16 protein-coding genes are annotated in these 15,192 nt (G+C 34.4%); 1 reads left to right on the top strand and 15 read right to left on the bottom strand.

Annotation, left to right across the window (positions count from 1 at the left end; translation table 11 throughout):
- Positions 1-126 precede the first annotated feature (126 nt).
- The 14 genes from ACZ9HT_RS10605 to wecB all read right to left on the bottom strand — a co-directional run bounded on the left by ACZ9HT_RS10605 (position 127) and on the right by wecB (position 13,262).
- The gene (locus ACZ9HT_RS10605; protein ID WP_476040458.1) at positions 127-504 is read right to left on the bottom strand and encodes a septal ring lytic transglycosylase RlpA family protein; all 378 of its coding nucleotides are present in this window, start codon (positions 502-504) and stop codon (positions 127-129) included.
- Positions 505-846: 342 nt separating this feature from the next.
- Positions 847-2,148, bottom strand: coding sequence for a 30S ribosomal protein S12 methylthiotransferase RimO (rimO, locus tag ACZ9HT_RS10610; RefSeq protein WP_476040459.1), 1,302 nt, complete (start codon positions 2,146-2,148; stop codon positions 847-849).
- 45 nt (positions 2,149-2,193) lie between these two features.
- Positions 2,194-3,411: a cation:proton antiporter gene (locus ACZ9HT_RS10615; RefSeq protein WP_476040460.1), complete on the bottom strand. Its 1,218-nt coding sequence runs from the start codon at positions 3,409-3,411 to the stop codon at positions 2,194-2,196.
- A 186-nt stretch (positions 3,412-3,597) separates the two neighbouring features.
- Positions 3,598-4,458, bottom strand: a complete 861-nt coding sequence (rfbA, locus tag ACZ9HT_RS10620) for a glucose-1-phosphate thymidylyltransferase RfbA (RefSeq protein WP_476040461.1) — start codon at positions 4,456-4,458, stop codon at positions 3,598-3,600.
- Positions 4,459-4,496: 38 nt separating this feature from the next.
- Entirely contained in the window at positions 4,497-4,898 is a 402-nt protein-coding gene (locus tag ACZ9HT_RS10625) for a four helix bundle protein (RefSeq protein ID WP_476040519.1), read from the bottom strand.
- A 56-nt stretch (positions 4,899-4,954) separates the two neighbouring features.
- On the bottom strand, positions 4,955-6,034 hold the full coding sequence (gene rfbB, locus ACZ9HT_RS10630; RefSeq protein ID WP_476040462.1) for a dTDP-glucose 4,6-dehydratase: 1,080 nt from the start codon (positions 6,032-6,034) through the stop codon (positions 4,955-4,957).
- Positions 6,035-6,042: 8 nt separating this feature from the next.
- Entirely contained in the window at positions 6,043-6,588 is a 546-nt protein-coding gene (gene rfbC, locus ACZ9HT_RS10635) for a dTDP-4-dehydrorhamnose 3,5-epimerase (RefSeq protein ID WP_476040463.1), read from the bottom strand.
- A gap of 10 nt (positions 6,589-6,598) precedes the next feature.
- Complete coding sequence (locus ACZ9HT_RS10640; protein ID WP_476040464.1) at positions 6,599-7,612, bottom strand: Gfo/Idh/MocA family protein; 1,014 nt, start codon at positions 7,610-7,612, stop codon at positions 6,599-6,601.
- Between the two features lie 52 nt (positions 7,613-7,664).
- Positions 7,665-8,813, bottom strand: a complete 1,149-nt coding sequence (locus ACZ9HT_RS10645; protein WP_476040465.1) for a DegT/DnrJ/EryC1/StrS family aminotransferase — start codon at positions 8,811-8,813, stop codon at positions 7,665-7,667.
- The gene (locus ACZ9HT_RS10650) at positions 8,810-9,412 is read right to left on the bottom strand and encodes an acetyltransferase (protein ID WP_476040466.1); all 603 of its coding nucleotides are present in this window, start codon (positions 9,410-9,412) and stop codon (positions 8,810-8,812) included. The genes ACZ9HT_RS10645 and ACZ9HT_RS10650 overlap by 4 nt, the downstream gene beginning before the upstream one ends.
- The gene (locus ACZ9HT_RS10655; RefSeq protein ID WP_476040467.1) at positions 9,409-10,017 is read right to left on the bottom strand and encodes a sugar transferase; all 609 of its coding nucleotides are present in this window, start codon (positions 10,015-10,017) and stop codon (positions 9,409-9,411) included. The genes ACZ9HT_RS10650 and ACZ9HT_RS10655 overlap by 4 nt, the downstream gene beginning before the upstream one ends.
- 70 nt (positions 10,018-10,087) lie before the next feature.
- On the bottom strand, positions 10,088-11,281 hold the full coding sequence (locus ACZ9HT_RS10660; RefSeq protein WP_476040468.1) for a glycosyltransferase family 4 protein: 1,194 nt from the start codon (positions 11,279-11,281) through the stop codon (positions 10,088-10,090).
- 8 nt (positions 11,282-11,289) lie between these two features.
- Positions 11,290-12,144 carry a dTDP-4-dehydrorhamnose reductase family protein gene (locus tag ACZ9HT_RS10665; protein ID WP_476040469.1) on the bottom strand — a complete coding sequence of 285 codons (855 nt, stop codon included), beginning with the start codon at positions 12,142-12,144 and terminating at the stop codon, positions 11,290-11,292.
- Entirely contained in the window at positions 12,141-13,262 is a 1,122-nt protein-coding gene (gene wecB / locus ACZ9HT_RS10670; RefSeq protein WP_476040470.1) for a non-hydrolyzing UDP-N-acetylglucosamine 2-epimerase, read from the bottom strand. Before wecB ends, ACZ9HT_RS10665 begins: the two co-directional genes overlap by 4 nt.
- Positions 13,263-13,327: 65 nt before the next feature.
- Here wecB and ACZ9HT_RS10675 point away from each other — a divergent pair, with 65 nt between their 5' ends.
- Positions 13,328-14,443: a right-handed parallel beta-helix repeat-containing protein gene (locus ACZ9HT_RS10675; RefSeq protein WP_476040471.1), complete on the top strand. Its 1,116-nt coding sequence runs from the start codon at positions 13,328-13,330 to the stop codon at positions 14,441-14,443.
- Positions 14,444-14,471: 28 nt separating this feature from the next.
- On the opposite strand, the gene ACZ9HT_RS10680 is transcribed toward ACZ9HT_RS10675, so the two are convergent.
- Positions 14,472-15,143, bottom strand: coding sequence for an NAD-dependent epimerase/dehydratase family protein (locus ACZ9HT_RS10680; RefSeq protein ID WP_476040472.1), 672 nt, complete (start codon positions 15,141-15,143; stop codon positions 14,472-14,474).
- Positions 15,144-15,192 lie beyond the last annotated feature (49 nt).

The following is a 15,192-nucleotide window of genomic DNA, read 5'->3' on the forward strand; positions in this document are numbered from 1 at the left end:
GAGGGCGGAAATTTGTCGCCCCAGAAAATATTCCTATTCGACGAAGTCAAATTTGTCGCTTTAATAAAAACCAATAAAAAAAGCCGACTCAAATGAGACGGCTTTATTGTTCTATGGAACGTAATTTTAATCGTTGTCGATAATTTCGTATTCAACAGGCATTGTACCTTTTCTGGTGTTGCCAATTGCATCAAACGCTGCTTTAGAAAGATCAATGGCTCTGGACGAATGAAAAGGACCGCGGTCATTAACTTCTACTATTACAGATAATCCTGTTCTTAAACTGGTAACTTTCAGCATTGTACCGAAAGGAAGCGTTCTGTTTGCTGCAGTCATTTTCGAGTTATTGAAAACATCTCCGCTTGCTGTTTTTCTACCGTTGAATTTATCGTGGTAAAATGATGCGATACTGGTCTTAGTATCATCGGCATTATATTTGTTAAAAGAATATAGACCGAGCGTTGAAATCATCATTATGATTAGGAGTATTCCTCTTTTCATCATTTTGAATTATTTTTATTGGTTTTGACTCTGCAAATTTATTCCGAAATCATTACTAGCTACTCTTATACTGTTAAACACTCTTAACGAATTGTTAATTTTTTGTTAAGGTTCTTTGTGCAATCACTTTTCATGGTGTTTGACAAAGGTTCTTAAATTGTGTTAAAAAATAAGCTATAATGTTAATTTTATTAACAGTCTATTGCATAACACAGTGCTAAATGAGATCTAAACCCACTGATAATCAACATCTACATCAATAAAAAACTTCCAGAAATTCTGGAAGTTTTATTATACTATTTTCTTGATAAATAATCAAAAAAGTGAGAGATTTTTATCTATTTACTAAACCAGCTCACCATATAAATCGAATTCTTCTGCTGAAGTTATTTTGATGTCTGCGAATTCTCCTATCGATAAGTAGGTATTTTCTGCCGGAACCAAAACCGTATTGTCAACATCGGGTGAATCAAATTCTGTTCTGCCTACAAAATAGTTGCCTTCTTTACGATCGAAAATACATCGGAAGGTTTGTCCGATCTTGGTTTGGTTCTTTTCCCAGGAAATTTGGGACTGTAATTCCATGATCTCTTCTACCCTGGCTTCTTTCACTTCTTGCGGAACATCGTCCTCTAAAACGTAAGCGGTCGTGTTTTCTTCATGGGAATACGTGAAACAACCTAAACGGTCGAATCGCTGTTCGCGAACCCATTCTTTCATCTCTTGAAAACGTTCTTCTGTCTCTCCCGGAAAACCAACGATCAAAGTCGTTCTAATCGCCATGTCTGGAACTTTCTCCCGAAATTTAGCGAGAAGTGCATCTGTCTTTTCATGTGAAGTTCCACGTTTCATGGCTTTCAACAAGTCAGAATTAATATGTTGTAAAGGAATATCGATATAGTTACAAACCTTGGGTTCTGCTTTAATAATATCTAAAACATCTTCCGGGAAACCGGTTGGAAAAGCATAATGCAAACGGATCCATTCGATCCCTTCTACTTTCACCAAACGCAATAGCAAATCTCCTAAAGCTCGTTTTTTATAGAGATCCAATCCATAATAGGTAAGATCCTGAGCAATTAATATGAGTTCTTTAACACCTTGTTTGGCTAATTTTTCAGCTTCGATCACTAAATTTTCGATGGGAGTTGAGATGTTTTTTCCCCGCATTAATGGTATTGCGCAGAAAGAACAAGGTCGGTCGCAACCTTCGGCGATCTTTAAGTAAGCGTAATGTTTTGGAGTGGTAAGCAATCGTTCGCCAACTAATTCGTGTTTGTAATCTGCACCTAAATGTTTCAACAATAAAGGCAGGTCGCGCGTTCCGAAATATTGATCAACATCTGGAATTTCCCGAAGCAAATCTGGTTTATATCGCTCTGAAAGACAACCTGTAACAAAAACTTTTTCTACTTCGCCACGGTTTTTAGCTTCAACAAAATCGAGAATCGTGTTGATACTTTCTTCTTTCGCATTATCGATAAATCCACAAGTATTGATGACTACAATATCGCCTCGATCTTCATGAACTACATCCTTTCCATTGGCTTTTAACTGCCCCATCAAGACTTCAGAATCGTACACATTTTTGGAGCAACCCAGTGTTACGATATTGATTCTCTTTTTTCCTACTGATTTTGTGCGCATTATAAAATTTATTGGACGCAAAGGTAAGCATATTATAGCAAAAAATTATTCTTCTTTATTTTTGTCTTTTCTAAAGTTTGGAAAGCGTAGCATGTCGGGCTTTACATTTTTCTCGAAGATGAGTCCGATCATCATCACAAACGTGGTTAATAGAATCACCTGAATCACGACTGATTCATTAAGATAAGGAAAACGATCTTTGGGTGTAATGCTTAGGAAAAGCAGGACTGTAATTAATCCTCTTGGCGCAATATAAAACAAGGGTTGCATATCCATCTTCCCCAGTTTTAAGAAAATGGCGCGCAGCACATAAATAGAAACAACAATTGAAATCGACCAGACTAAAGAATTTTCATTGATGATATCCTCCGTCTTCAAAACAAATCCAAAGACGATAAAAAATAAGGTACGAACGATAAAAGTAGCTTCTATCACAACATCTTTAAAGTGTTTAACTTCTTTGTTAAGCTTTGTAAAACTGAATTTTTTGAGGAATTTCGATCCTTTTAACTCATCAATATTCCCCAGGATCAAACCAAAAAAGAGAATAAAAATTAAAGCCGGAAGATGGTAAATCTTAGAGATCTGATAGATTAGAATATTCAGAATAATGATCGGACCATATTTGATATGATGATCAATTTTCGCCAAGAGAAAAGCCAGAACCAACGATGCAACCAAAGAAATGAGCAGCATCAGCATAAACTGACCCACAAAGTGAAATGCACCGCTTAAAGTAATAGCCGTTCCGAACGTGGCAAAATTAAAAAAGATCACCCCGATAATATCGGATAAACTACTTTCGTACGTTATAAACTGGCGTTTTTCTTTGGATAAATTAATCGCACTTGGAATGGCGATCGAACTGCTGATGATACAAAACGGAATAATATTGATCAGACTCTGCTTAAAAGGAATTTCCCACTCTAAGTTTAGGAAAACAGAAAACCCAATGGCGATTATTACTAAAGGAAACAAGGCAATAAGAGCCGATTTTTTAACCACACTCTGCGTTGATCTGTTGAGTTCGAGTTCCAGGGAACCTTCCAAAACAATTAAAATAAGTCCAATAGTTCCTAAAATAGGAAGAATTACATTCAGATTTGGAATGATGATATTAAATAAACCACCTACCTGATTCAAAAGCCAACCTGTTGCAAGCAAAAAAATTACAGAGGGAACTTTCGTGAATTTCGAGGTAATATCGAAGATATAAGAAACCAATAATACCAGACAAATTCCTATTATAAACATTTCAGCCATAGGGTAAATATATAAAAAAAACCTCAAAATGATTTTGATGGTCCTTTATTCATCCCAAAAGTACTTATTTAAAAATTAACCTCCCAATGGGTTAACGTTAAGAGCTAAACCCTAATTTTGGGACCTTTTTCAAAGGAAAAAGAGAGCCATTTTAGAAGCTCTCTTTATAAATATTTGAAATATATTTTATTTCACTAAGTTTTTCAGATAATCACCGTAGCCACTTTTGCCGTATTTCTCTGCAGACTTTAGCAGCTGTTCTTCGTTTATAAAGCCTTTGATATAGGCGATTTCTTCGATACATGAAATTTTGAAGCCCTGCCTTTTTTCTAAAACTTTTACAAATTCCGAAGCATCATGAAGAGAATCGAAAGTCCCGGTATCTAACCAGGCGGTTCCTCTGCTCATCACGCCAACTTCGAGTTCTCCTTTTTCGAGGTAAATTCTATTGATATCGGTAATTTCTAATTCCCCTCTTGGTGAAGGTTTTAAATTCTTAGCATATTCTACCACAGAATTGTCATAGAAATATAATCCGGGAACAGCGAAATTTGATTTTGGCTCTGTCGGTTTTTCTTCGATCGAAATTGCTTTTTGATTTTCATCAAATTCAACTACGCCATATCGTTCAGGATCAGAAACCTGATAAGCAAAAACACAACCTCCTTTTACATTTGTTTTACTCGACAAAAGCTTTGCTAAACCTGCGCCGTAAAAAATATTATCGCCCAAAACAAGCGCCACAGAATCGCCGCCAATAAATTCTTCACCCAGGATAAAAGCTTGCGCTAAACCGTCTGGACTTGGTTGAACTTTATATTGAATATTACACCCTATCGCGGAACCATCTCCCAATAATTTTTCAAAACCGCCAATATCATGGGGTGTAGAAATAATTAGAATCTCTTTAATTCCTGCCAAAAGTAAGGTGGAAAGCGGATAGTAAATCATCGGCTTGTCGTAAACTGGCATGAGTTGCTTGCTTACTGCGATTGTTAATGGATAAAGTCTGGTTCCGGAACCTCCGGCTAAAATTATTCCTTTCATTTTGAGTTATTGAGTGTTTGTGTTTTTGAGTGATTGAGTTATTGTGGTTTCGAGATTTTGGGTTCAGTAAATGTCCATTTTTTAGAATTGACCGTCATTGATACAATCATAGCCAAAATTTCATCGTATTTTTTATATAGATCTAAGTAAATTTGTTTATCAATATATTCGCAAGAAAATGCAAAATCCAACCAGTTTTGAGTTTCCGCAGCTTCACCATCTGCGTCATTAAGTTTGCTGATAAAGGATTTTTCGTATCTCCTTTTTCTCCAAGCTTCAGTGATATTCGCATTAACCGAACGTGACGATCTTCTTATCTGATCAGTTAATGAGAATCTTTCTTCTGAAGGGAATTTTTTAGAAATCGCATAGATTTCCATTGCCGCAGAAAATGCTTTCTGGTAAACAATTAAATCTTTATGGAATTTCACAAAAGTCATCATCAAAATTTTTACATGTTAAAACTCAAAAACTCAATCATCCAAGAACTCAATTACTAATTATATTGTTTATTGTAATAATCTTGGTAATTTCCTGATGTTACATTCTCCAGCCATTCTTTATTATCCAGGAACCAATCGATTGTTTTTCCTAAACCTTCTTCGAAAGTTACAGACGGTTTCCAACCTAATTCTTTGTTCAGTTTTGAAGCATCTATGGCATAGCGTAAATCGTGACCCGGACGATCTTTCACGTAAGTTATCAATTTTTCTGAATGACCTTCTGCATTTCCTAACTTCTCATCCATTTGTTTGATGAGTTCTTTCACCAAATCGATATTTTTCCATTCGTTGAAACCGCCAATATTATAAGTTTCACCGGTTTTTGCTTCATAGAATATCTGATGAATTGCTTTTGCGTGATCGATAACGTAAAGCCAATCTCTCGTATATTTTCCGTCTCCATAAATTGGAAGTGGTTTACCATTCAAAATATTCGAAATACACAATGGAATTAATTTCTCCGGAAAATGATTTGGACCATAATTGTTGGAACAGTTAGAAATAATAAACGGCATTCCATAAGTATTTCCGTAAGCTCGAACTAAATGATCAGATGCAGCTTTACTTGCTGAATAAGGAGATTTTGGATCGTATGCAGTGTCTTCTAAAAAGAAACCGGTTTCGCCTAAACTTCCATAAACCTCATCGGTAGAAACGTGATAAAATAAATTTTTTCGGGTTTCATCAGGGAAATTTCCGTGCTGGTGATCTGGATTCAAAGTCCAGAATTCTCTCGCTAAATTTAATAAATTTGCCGTTCCATTTACATTGGTATTGATGAATGCACTTGGATCTTCAATACTTCTGTCCACATGACTTTCTGCCGCTAAATGCACGATCGCATCTGGATTGTATTTTTCAAAAACTTTTCTGAGTTCGTCAACTTTAGTGATATCAGCTTTCTCAAAAATGTAGTTAGGTTCGTTTTCAATATCTTTTAAATTCTCTAAGTTTCCGGCATAAGTTAAAGCATCAAGATTGATGATTTTACTGTCTGGATGGTTTTTTACGAATTCACGAACAACGTGCGAACCAATAAATCCGGCTCCACCGGTGATAATAATATTTTTCATAAAGTTGTTTAATAATTTCCTTCTGCAAAGGTAGGTTGAATTTTATCTTTATCTGATAGCAGAATATCTTCTTCGGACAATTGCCAGTCGATATCGAGATCTAAATCATTCCACAAAACGCCACCTTCCGATTCTTTACTGTAATAATTATCGCATTTATAAGCAAAGATTGCACTTTTTGAAAGAACAGAAAAGCCGTGTCCGAAACCTCTGGGAACGTAAAACTGTAACTTATTTTCTGCTGATAATTCAACCCCAAACCATTTTCCAAAAGTTGAAGAATCCTTCCTTAAGTCCACGGCAACATCAAAAACCTTTCCTTCTAAACAGGAAACGAGCTTGGCTTGAGCATCTGAACCTTTTTGTAAGTGAAGACCTCTCAAAACGCCGTAGGAAGATTTTGAAACATTGTCCTGTACGAAATGACCATTCATTCCGGTTAATTCTGCAAATTTATTTTCATTAAATTTTTCGTAAAAGTAGCCTCGATCATCTTCGAAAATAGTGGGTTCGATAATGTAGCAATCTTTTAATGGAGTTTCCTTAATGGTCATGAATAATAGTTTAGCTGTTGTGGGAATAAATATTCTCTATAATTTTAAGTACCTGAATACTGTCGTCTGTAGTAGTATGAATTTCTTTTCCCGTTCTTAAAAAATCGATGACATTTTTATACAAATGCTGGTGATTTTGTGCTGAGCCTTTGAAACTTCCATAGTCATTTGCCAGATTTGTTTCAGGCAAATGAGGTGCAGCGTAATCTTTAATGATGCATTTTTCAACATGATTCATATATTGGCCACCAACTTTTACTGAACCGTTTTCTGCGATTATGGTAAGAGAACTTTCTAAATTTTCATTCCAGACTGAAGTAGAAAAGGTGAAACTTCCCATTCCGCCTGAATTAAAATCAAAAGTGATAATTCCGCTGTCTTCAAATTCTGTCATTTCAGAATGGTTAAAATCTGCAAATTTAGATTTGATATTGGTGATGTCTCCAAAAAGCCAATACATGATATCTAAATAATGGGAAAACTGGGTAAAGAGCGTTCCCCCATCTAACTTTTTTGTTCCCCGCCAGGATTCTTTGGTGTAATATTGATTATTTCGATTCCAGAAACAAGAAATCTGTACTATAAATATTTTGCCTAAAACCTGTGATTCGATCAAATCTTTTAACCATAAAGCGGGTGGTGAAAAGCGATTTTGCATGACTGGAAAAATATGCACCTTTTTTTCCAGTGCTAATTTATCTAATTGTTCAGCCTCTTCTGAGTGAAGTGTAATTGGCTTTTCGATGATAACATTTATTCCTTTATTAATAAGGGTTTTTGCCTGTTCAAAGTGCAAACCATTTGGTGTACAAACTGCAACGATATTGGCTTTTAAAGGACTGTTAACAAAATCTTGCAAAGAATGAAAATAAGGAACTGAATTTTGTTCTTCCATTTCCGCTGTTGTAAATTTGGGATCTATCAAAGCAATCAGTTCATAGTCTTGATTTTGGGAGACCATTTCTGCATGCTTTTTACCGATATGTCCGTAGCCTAAAATTGCTATTTTTACTTTTTTTTCCATTAAGAAGCAGGATGTTATTACAAATAAATATCTTTTATATTAAACCTTTAAATTATTTAATACTTTGAGCGGAAAAGCATTTTTGAACAACTTCCCTGATCCGATCGCGTTCTTCATCGGTAAGACTTGATCCGGACGGTAGGCACAAACCATTATCAAATAATTCTTCTGCTACTTTTTTACCGTAGTAAGGCGAATTTTTAAATACCGGCTGCAGGTGCATTGGTTTCCATAACGGTCGAGACTCAATATTTTGTTCTAAAAATTTCAACCTTAAATCTTCTCTCGTAAATCCGGTAATATTTTCATCGATGGTAATTGCAGAGAGCCAATGGTTAGAAAAATAATCATCATTAGGTTCTACAAAGACTTCTATCCCATCAAATTCTTTAAACAGATCCTGATAAAATTGGTTGTTTTTTCGGCGTGCTGCAATTCTTTCATCCAGGACTTCCATTTGTCCACGACCAATACCTGCACAAATGTTACTCATTCTGTAATTATAACCAATTTCGGAATGCTGATAGTGAGGAGCGTCATCTCTCGCCTGCGTGGATAAAAATACTGCTTTATCTTTTTCTTCCTTTGTTTTGCACACCAAGGCACCACCACCAGAAGTTGTAATGATTTTGTTTCCATTGAAACTCAATAATGCCATCTCACCGAATGTTCCACACTTTTGTTCTTTATAAGTAGAACCTAAAGCTTCCGCCGCATCTTCAATAACAGGGATTTCGTATTTATTCGAAATTTCCAGTATCTCATTCATTTTTGCGGGCATACCATAAAGATGAACGACAATAATAGCTTTGGGTTTTTTACCTTTTGCGATGCGGTCCGTTATAGCTTCTTCAAGCGCAATCGGACACATATTCCACGTATCTTCTTCACTATCAATAAAAACAGGAATTGCTCCCTGGTAAGCGATTGGATTTGCGGAGGCAGAAAAAGTAAAGGCTTGACAAATAACTTCATCGCCTGCTTTTACTCCATTAATTATTAATGCTAAATGCAATGCAGCAGTTCCAGAACTTAAGGCAGCAACTTCTACATTTTGATTTAAATAACTTTTCAAATCATCTTCAAAATTATTTACATTAGGCCCTAAAGGCGCAACCCAGTTTTCTTTAAATGCTTCGTGTATATAGTCTAATTCTGTTCCTCCCATATGTGGTGAGGAGAGCCATATTTTTGAGTTCATATTTCTAAATCTTTAATTTTAATAATTTTTCCCGGATTACCAACAACTGTTGCGAAATCCGGAATATTTTTAATAACGACTGTTCCTGCACCTACTGTTGCCCATCGTCCAATATTTACGCCTTGAATAATAGAAGCTCCAATACCTATATGAGAACCTTCTCCTACAGAAACATTCCCGGCTAAGGAAGCATTTGGCGAAATGTGTACAAAATCTTCTAGAAGGCAATCATGTTCAATAACAGCTCCTGTATTGATGATGCAATGTTTCCCAACAGTTACATCAGGATTGATTGTTGCATTTGCCATGACAACAGTTCCAATTCCTAACCTCGAAAATTGAGAAATAACAGCGCTTGAATGAACCCCAGAAACATAATTGAAAGTATATTTTTCTGATATTATTTTCCGTGTTAAATTATTTCCGATGGAAATGATGGCGGACTCGCTCAGATCCAAATGTGAAGTTTTTCTAACTTTTACTCCAAAAATTTCAATAGTCCTTGGATTATCATCAACGATCATATCTACTTTTATCCCTTTAGAAATAAGGATATCGAGTACTACTTTGCTATGTCCGCTCGCACCAAAAAGAATCATGAGATGTTTCCTTTAAATTCATCGGATGTTACATGACCTTCCTGAGTTATTCCTTCGGACACAAAAACTTTTTTCACCGTCATCAATAAAATTTTCAAGTCTAATAAAAAACTCTGGTGATCAACATACCAAACATCATAATTAAACTTTTGTTCCCAACTGATCGTATTTCTGCCATTCACCTGTGCCCAACCGGAAATCCCAGGTCGAACTTCGTTTCTTCTTCTTTGAAAATCATTATACAAATTTAAATATTCTGGAAGTAATGGACGTGGTCCGATGAGAGACATTTCCCCTTTTAGAACATTTATCAATTGTGGAATTTCATCTATCGAGGTTTTTCTTACAAAAGCACCGATTTCAGTCAACCGAAGTTCATCTGATAAAAGATTCCCTTGAGGATCTCTTTTGTCATTCATTGTTTTAAACTTGATGATGTTAAAGATCTGTCCATTCTTGCCCGGTCTTTTTTGGAAAAAAAATGGTTTCCCCTGATTGGCAAGATATAAACCGATGGTTACTAAAAGAAATAATGGACTAAGCAAGACTAAGCCTAGAAAGGAAGCGGTAAAGTCGAAAAATCTTTTGATTATGATTCGGTACATTATGAGAACTTATTTTTAAAAGAACGGCTAATTTAAACAGAAAGGTTTACAAATCTACAAATACTTTTTTTTAAGGAAGTTTCGCCCTTTTAACAATCTCCTGATAAGTTTTTTCTATACCGAAATTTTGATAACAGAATTGCTTTCCGTTTTTTCCAAATTCCCGGCAGATATCTGGATTTTCATAAAGCAGTTTGAACTTCAAGAACAAATCTTCTGGCGAATCAGCATAGGCGAATAACCCCATCTTATTTTGCACTAGTATTTCGCCCAGATCTGTTGATCTATCAATTGACGCAAGAATTGGAATTCCTGCATTAAGATAATCATTCAATTTCATGGGCGTATTTGGGACTGTGAAATCCTGGTGTAGACTAATTAATCCGATATTACAGTTGGTCAATAGATTAAAATAATCCTCTCTCGGAAGATTATCTATAAATCGCACATTACTAATTTCCTGAATACTTACATGTTTTTTTAACCTTTCCACTTCGGTTCCATGACCGATAATTAAGAACAGAACTTCGGGAAAAATCGTTGAACTGGCAGCAAGTTTTAGAACATTTTCCATTTGCTGTGGTCTACCCATATTTCCTCCAAAAACAACTATAAATTTTTCTTGCAAATTATATTTTTTAAGTTGTTCCTGGCTTTTAGCCTTAACATCAATTAATTTAGTACTGTTATATAGTAAATGAACTTTATCTACTTCTAAAAACCTATAGTTTTTTAAAAGATAGTGTACATTTCCTGGTGAAGTTGCTCCAATAGAATCTGCTGATGCCATTAATTTAATTTCATGCTTTTTGAAAAATTTATAGATTATACTATCTTTTTTCATTAAACCTAAGTCCACTGCATTTTGTGGAAAGATATCTTTCTGCATCAAATACACTCTAGCCCCAGTGCTGGTTTTAATATGTGTAATAAAATTCGCAAACATGACAGACGGCGTGGCAACAATGATTAAGTCGATTTCCTTATTTTTCCAGAAATAATTAAAAGCCTTCTTATACTGATAGGAAAATAGTAAATTTGCTACTCCTTTTTTATACTTATTACTGCTAAAACCATCAAGTGTCCTTACCCTTAGAACCTCAACATCATTCTCAACTAATACTTGAGAGTTTAAAAGCTTAGTATTGGCTGGAGCCATCGGATAAACACTGTGCCCATTTTTTTTAAACTCATTTACAAGATCACTGTACATAGAAGATTGTGACAGATGCGGCAATGTAAAAAAAACAAATAATATATTCATTTCAACTCTTAATATGCATATAATTTGGGAAACGAATTCATCCAAATATACTGCTCTTCCAGCATTTGCTTGTAATTAGATGCTTGGTACAGAAATTTATCTGATTTTTGTAAAGATTTATCAGTTATCTTACTTGAATACGGTATTATAGTGATCTCATTCATTTTCCAAATATCCTTAAATAAATTGATCAGGTCAAATTTATTAATTGGGATACCATTTGTTAAATGAACAAGGCCGCTGGTAGGGTTTTCCATACTATAGTGAATTGCTTTTGCAAGTTCAAGCGTTGTAACGCCACTCCAATAGGCAGATGTATATCCGTTAATTTCACCTTTTTGACTCATAAACCAATGAAACAAACCTATTCCCGCGTTACTAAGTTCTGGACCAATTATAGAGGTTCGGATTGTAAGATCTTTCGAATTTTCAATTTCGCCTAAAGCTTTAGATTGTGCATAAAAACCTTTCCCGTCTTTAGTCGAATTTTCTGAATAATTACCTTTTGTTCCATCGAAAACACAATCTGTACTAATATGAATAATTTTAGTCAAGGTATTTTGAGTGATTTGTTCCAGAAAATGTGGGAAATAAGAATTGAACCATATTGCTTTAGATGGATTTTTTTCTGCGTCTTCGTTAAGAATCCCAATACAATTAATCACAAAATCAAAGCGATTCTCAATGATTATTTTTTGCAATACTTCGGTTTCCAATACATCTAAATTAAAAGTTTGGGGAGATTTCTCTATATCTCTCGCAAGACCATAAATGCTGTAACTGGTATAATACTGAAGATAATTATATATGAGATGGCCAGCCATTCCTTTAATTCCTAAAACTAAAACTTTTACACTGTTCATTTCTTATCCCAAGTTACTTTATTAATGATTGAGGTGTAGCTTTGTATCACCTTTATTACTCGATCAGCCGTATTTTTTACCTGATACTCTAGTGGAAGTTGAATTTGACGATTAAAAAGCCCTTTAGTTACATCAATAGCATTAATCATTTGTTCTTTTGAAATTCCGCCCAAGACAATTGTACCTGCATCAATCGCTTCTGGTCTCTCAGTACTAGTTCTTATACTTACAGCTGGAAAACCCATCATCGCTGATTCTTCGCTAATTGTACCGCTGTCTGAAAGCACAATATACGCATGTTTTTGCAATTTCACATAATCAAAAAATCCAAGTGGCGGCACGTTTTTAATCAAGGGATGAAAATTAATATTATTAGTTTCTATTCTGTTTTTAGTTCTAGGATGTGTTGAGAAAATAATTGGCATTTGATATTTTTCAGCAACAGCATTTAATGAATCGGAAAGAATTTCGAAGTGATTTTTTATATCAATATTCTCTTCACGATGTGCACTAACCACCATATATTTCCCATCTGTTAACCCTAAATTCGATAGAACTTCAGATGCATTTATTTTATCATTATATTTTTCCAGCACCTCAAAAAGAGGCGATCCAGTTACAAATACATGATCTTTTCGAAAACCTTCACTAAGAAGGTATCTGCGACTATTTTCTGTGTAGGTCAAATTTATATCTGAAATGTGGTCAGAAATTTTTCGGTTTATTTCTTCCGGTACATTTTGATCAAAACATCTGTTTCCGGCTTCCATATGGAAAATTGGGATTTTTAATCTTTTTGCCGCAATTGTACATAGAACACTGTTTGTATCACCCAAAACCAACAGCGCATCTGGCATTTCTATAGCCAACACTTCGTACGACTTTGCAATTACGTTTCCAATTGTTTCCCCTAAATGCTTACCTGCAACATTTAGAAAAATGTCAGGCTTTCTAAGATTTAAATCTTCAAAGAAAATCTCGTTTAATTCATAATCATAATTCTGGCCTGTATGAATTAATATATGTTCAAAGAACTGATCGCAAAGCTTAATACATTCTGCAAGTCTAATGATTTCGGGGCGCGTTCCAAGAACTGTCGCTACTTTTAGTTTTTTCATAGTTTAAGAGGCAAAAGTACTAAATTTAATTTTTTTTTGCTAAGTTTAATCTCTAATTATTTAATATGGGAAAAATATTGCTGTCATTTTTTTTAATCCTTGGAATATCTGTAAAAAGCCAAACGGTGAATCTTTCATCCTACGGCAGTGCAAAAAACAGCAGCACCTTTTACAAAGCCCTAACAGATATTAAAAAAAAGTACTCTACTCAAAAAAAACATATAACGCTGCTCATACCAACGGGTAACTACATTCTAACAGAACCTATCATCCTTAATAAGTATATAAGTTTGGAAGGAGAATCTGCAAACTCAACCGTACTAAATGTTTTAACAAATGAACACGAAGCTATAATTTTAGAAGTCAATAAAAATGAAGCTGATATCAATAATGCTTACAACACTATTAAAAATCTCACAATTACTGGTCCTGAATTTAGCAAAAACCCGTTTGAATGGAAAGATCTGAAAAGGAACAATCCAAAAAGTGTGGGAATTAAAATTTTAGGAATTAGAAATAGGATAGAGAATTGTAATATAGACGGATTTCTTTGGAGTGGAATAGAAATATCGTCCAGCTATTACAACTTTATTACGAACTGCTTTATAAAAAACAATAGAATTGGAGTGATAATCGATCAAACTTCAACGAGTGCGTACCTCACTAATAATGAAATTCGAAATAATGCTTTGGGCCTTTTAATCCAAAATAATTCTTACGCTAACTTCGTGAATAATAATATGATTGAAAACAATATTGCTCATCTTCTGGAACCTGCAAAAAATGAGGATGACACAAATCTCTATACCATAGGCACCGGCATTTTGATCAATAATGCATCAAATAATTTTGTGCAGAACAATTACTTTGAGCAGCATTTTAATAACATATATTTAAATAATGCGACAGGAAATGATATAACTTCTAATTTTTTCGCGGTTAATGTACTAAGTGCACAAAACCAAAATATACTGAAATTAGCAGGGAAATCTGAGTATAATAATTTTTCTCATAACAAAACTTTGGGCTCCAATGAAAGTATAGACGATACTCAAACTTACCTCTCAAAGAAAAATGATTATTCTTCGAATATTATCGATTTTGGCAAAAGAAAGAATGAGAGGCTTAAAGCTAAATTAAAGAGTAATAATCCAAAATTTCTACCAAGTATTCCCGATTAGATCAACAATTATGTGTTAATCCTTTAAATTATTCTGCATATTTTTTAACCATTTCTGCAAGATAATGGACAGGGTCCTTATCTTTAAAAAAATGATCAATTTCCTTGGAAAATGAAACTGTATATTCCTCACCTTCCCAAACTGGTGTATGCAGAGAATTGATTTGGTAATAATTCTCAATTGCGGTCACAATTTCCGGCAAAGAATACTGATAAGGATACGAGATGTCAACGATTTGGTTAAGCGACCTATGTTTATCTGCATCAAAATAAAGTGAAATATCTTCTACATCAATCAAAGGTCTTTTTGCATTCTTGTATAATCTAAAATTTTCATTGTTCTTAATTTTATGACATAAAAAATTAAAAAGAGTATTGTTATTTCCGCCCTTTCCAACAACGTTACCAACCCTATAAATGATAAATCTATCTGCTTTCTCTTTAATGATTGCCTCCATTTTTAATTTGTGAAGAACATAAAGACTTAATATTTTGGTACTGTCGTAAATACTGCAGGTTGAAAAGTAAATTATCTTTTTTTTTGGATGATTTTCTAATGATATTTTTAATAAATCTTCCTCCCGATTAAACGCCAACGGATTAGTTTCTAAAGAGTTTGACACTCCAGAAACAAAAATTAAAAATTCGTCATCATCAAAATCACTAAAACTTTTTGCTAAAAGTCCATTTCCAACTATCATAAATGTTTTATTTGTCGCGAGAACATGTTTTTCTCTACTTACTATTAAT

The sequence above is a fragment of the Chryseobacterium sp. UYP7 genome, assembly GCF_056279225.1.

Coding starts and splice junctions, on each gene's coding strand:
- ACZ9HT_RS10625 (WP_476040519.1), bottom strand. CDS start 4,898: ATGACTTTTGTGAAATTCCATAAAGATTTAATTGTTTACCAGAAAGCA.
- ACZ9HT_RS10650 (WP_476040466.1), bottom strand. CDS start 9,412: ATGATTCTTTTTGGTGCGAGCGGACATAGCAAAGTAGTACTCGATATC.
- ACZ9HT_RS10615 (WP_476040460.1), bottom strand. CDS start 3,411: ATGGCTGAAATGTTTATAATAGGAATTTGTCTGGTATTATTGGTTTCT.
- rfbA (WP_476040461.1), bottom strand. CDS start 4,458: ATGAAAGGAATAATTTTAGCCGGAGGTTCCGGAACCAGACTTTATCCA.
- rfbB (WP_476040462.1), bottom strand. CDS start 6,034: ATGAAAAATATTATTATCACCGGTGGAGCCGGATTTATTGGTTCGCAC.
- ACZ9HT_RS10655 (WP_476040467.1), bottom strand. CDS start 10,017: ATGTACCGAATCATAATCAAAAGATTTTTCGACTTTACCGCTTCCTTT.
- wecB (WP_476040470.1), bottom strand. CDS start 13,262: ATGAAAAAACTAAAAGTAGCGACAGTTCTTGGAACGCGCCCCGAAATC.
- ACZ9HT_RS10680 (WP_476040472.1), bottom strand. CDS start 15,143: ATGATAGTTGGAAATGGACTTTTAGCAAAAAGTTTTAGTGATTTTGAT.
- ACZ9HT_RS10665 (WP_476040469.1), bottom strand. CDS start 12,144: ATGAACAGTGTAAAAGTTTTAGTTTTAGGAATTAAAGGAATGGCTGGC.
- ACZ9HT_RS10640 (WP_476040464.1), bottom strand. CDS start 7,612: ATGGAAAAAAAAGTAAAAATAGCAATTTTAGGCTACGGACATATCGGT.
- ACZ9HT_RS10675 (WP_476040471.1), top strand. CDS start 13,328: ATGGGAAAAATATTGCTGTCATTTTTTTTAATCCTTGGAATATCTGTA.
- rimO (WP_476040459.1), bottom strand. CDS start 2,148: ATGCGCACAAAATCAGTAGGAAAAAAGAGAATCAATATCGTAACACTG.
- ACZ9HT_RS10660 (WP_476040468.1), bottom strand. CDS start 11,281: ATGAATATATTATTTGTTTTTTTTACATTGCCGCATCTGTCACAATCT.
- ACZ9HT_RS10605 (WP_476040458.1), bottom strand. CDS start 504: ATGATGAAAAGAGGAATACTCCTAATCATAATGATGATTTCAACGCTC.
- ACZ9HT_RS10645 (WP_476040465.1), bottom strand. CDS start 8,813: ATGAACTCAAAAATATGGCTCTCCTCACCACATATGGGAGGAACAGAA.
- rfbC (WP_476040463.1), bottom strand. CDS start 6,588: ATGACCATTAAGGAAACTCCATTAAAAGATTGCTACATTATCGAACCC.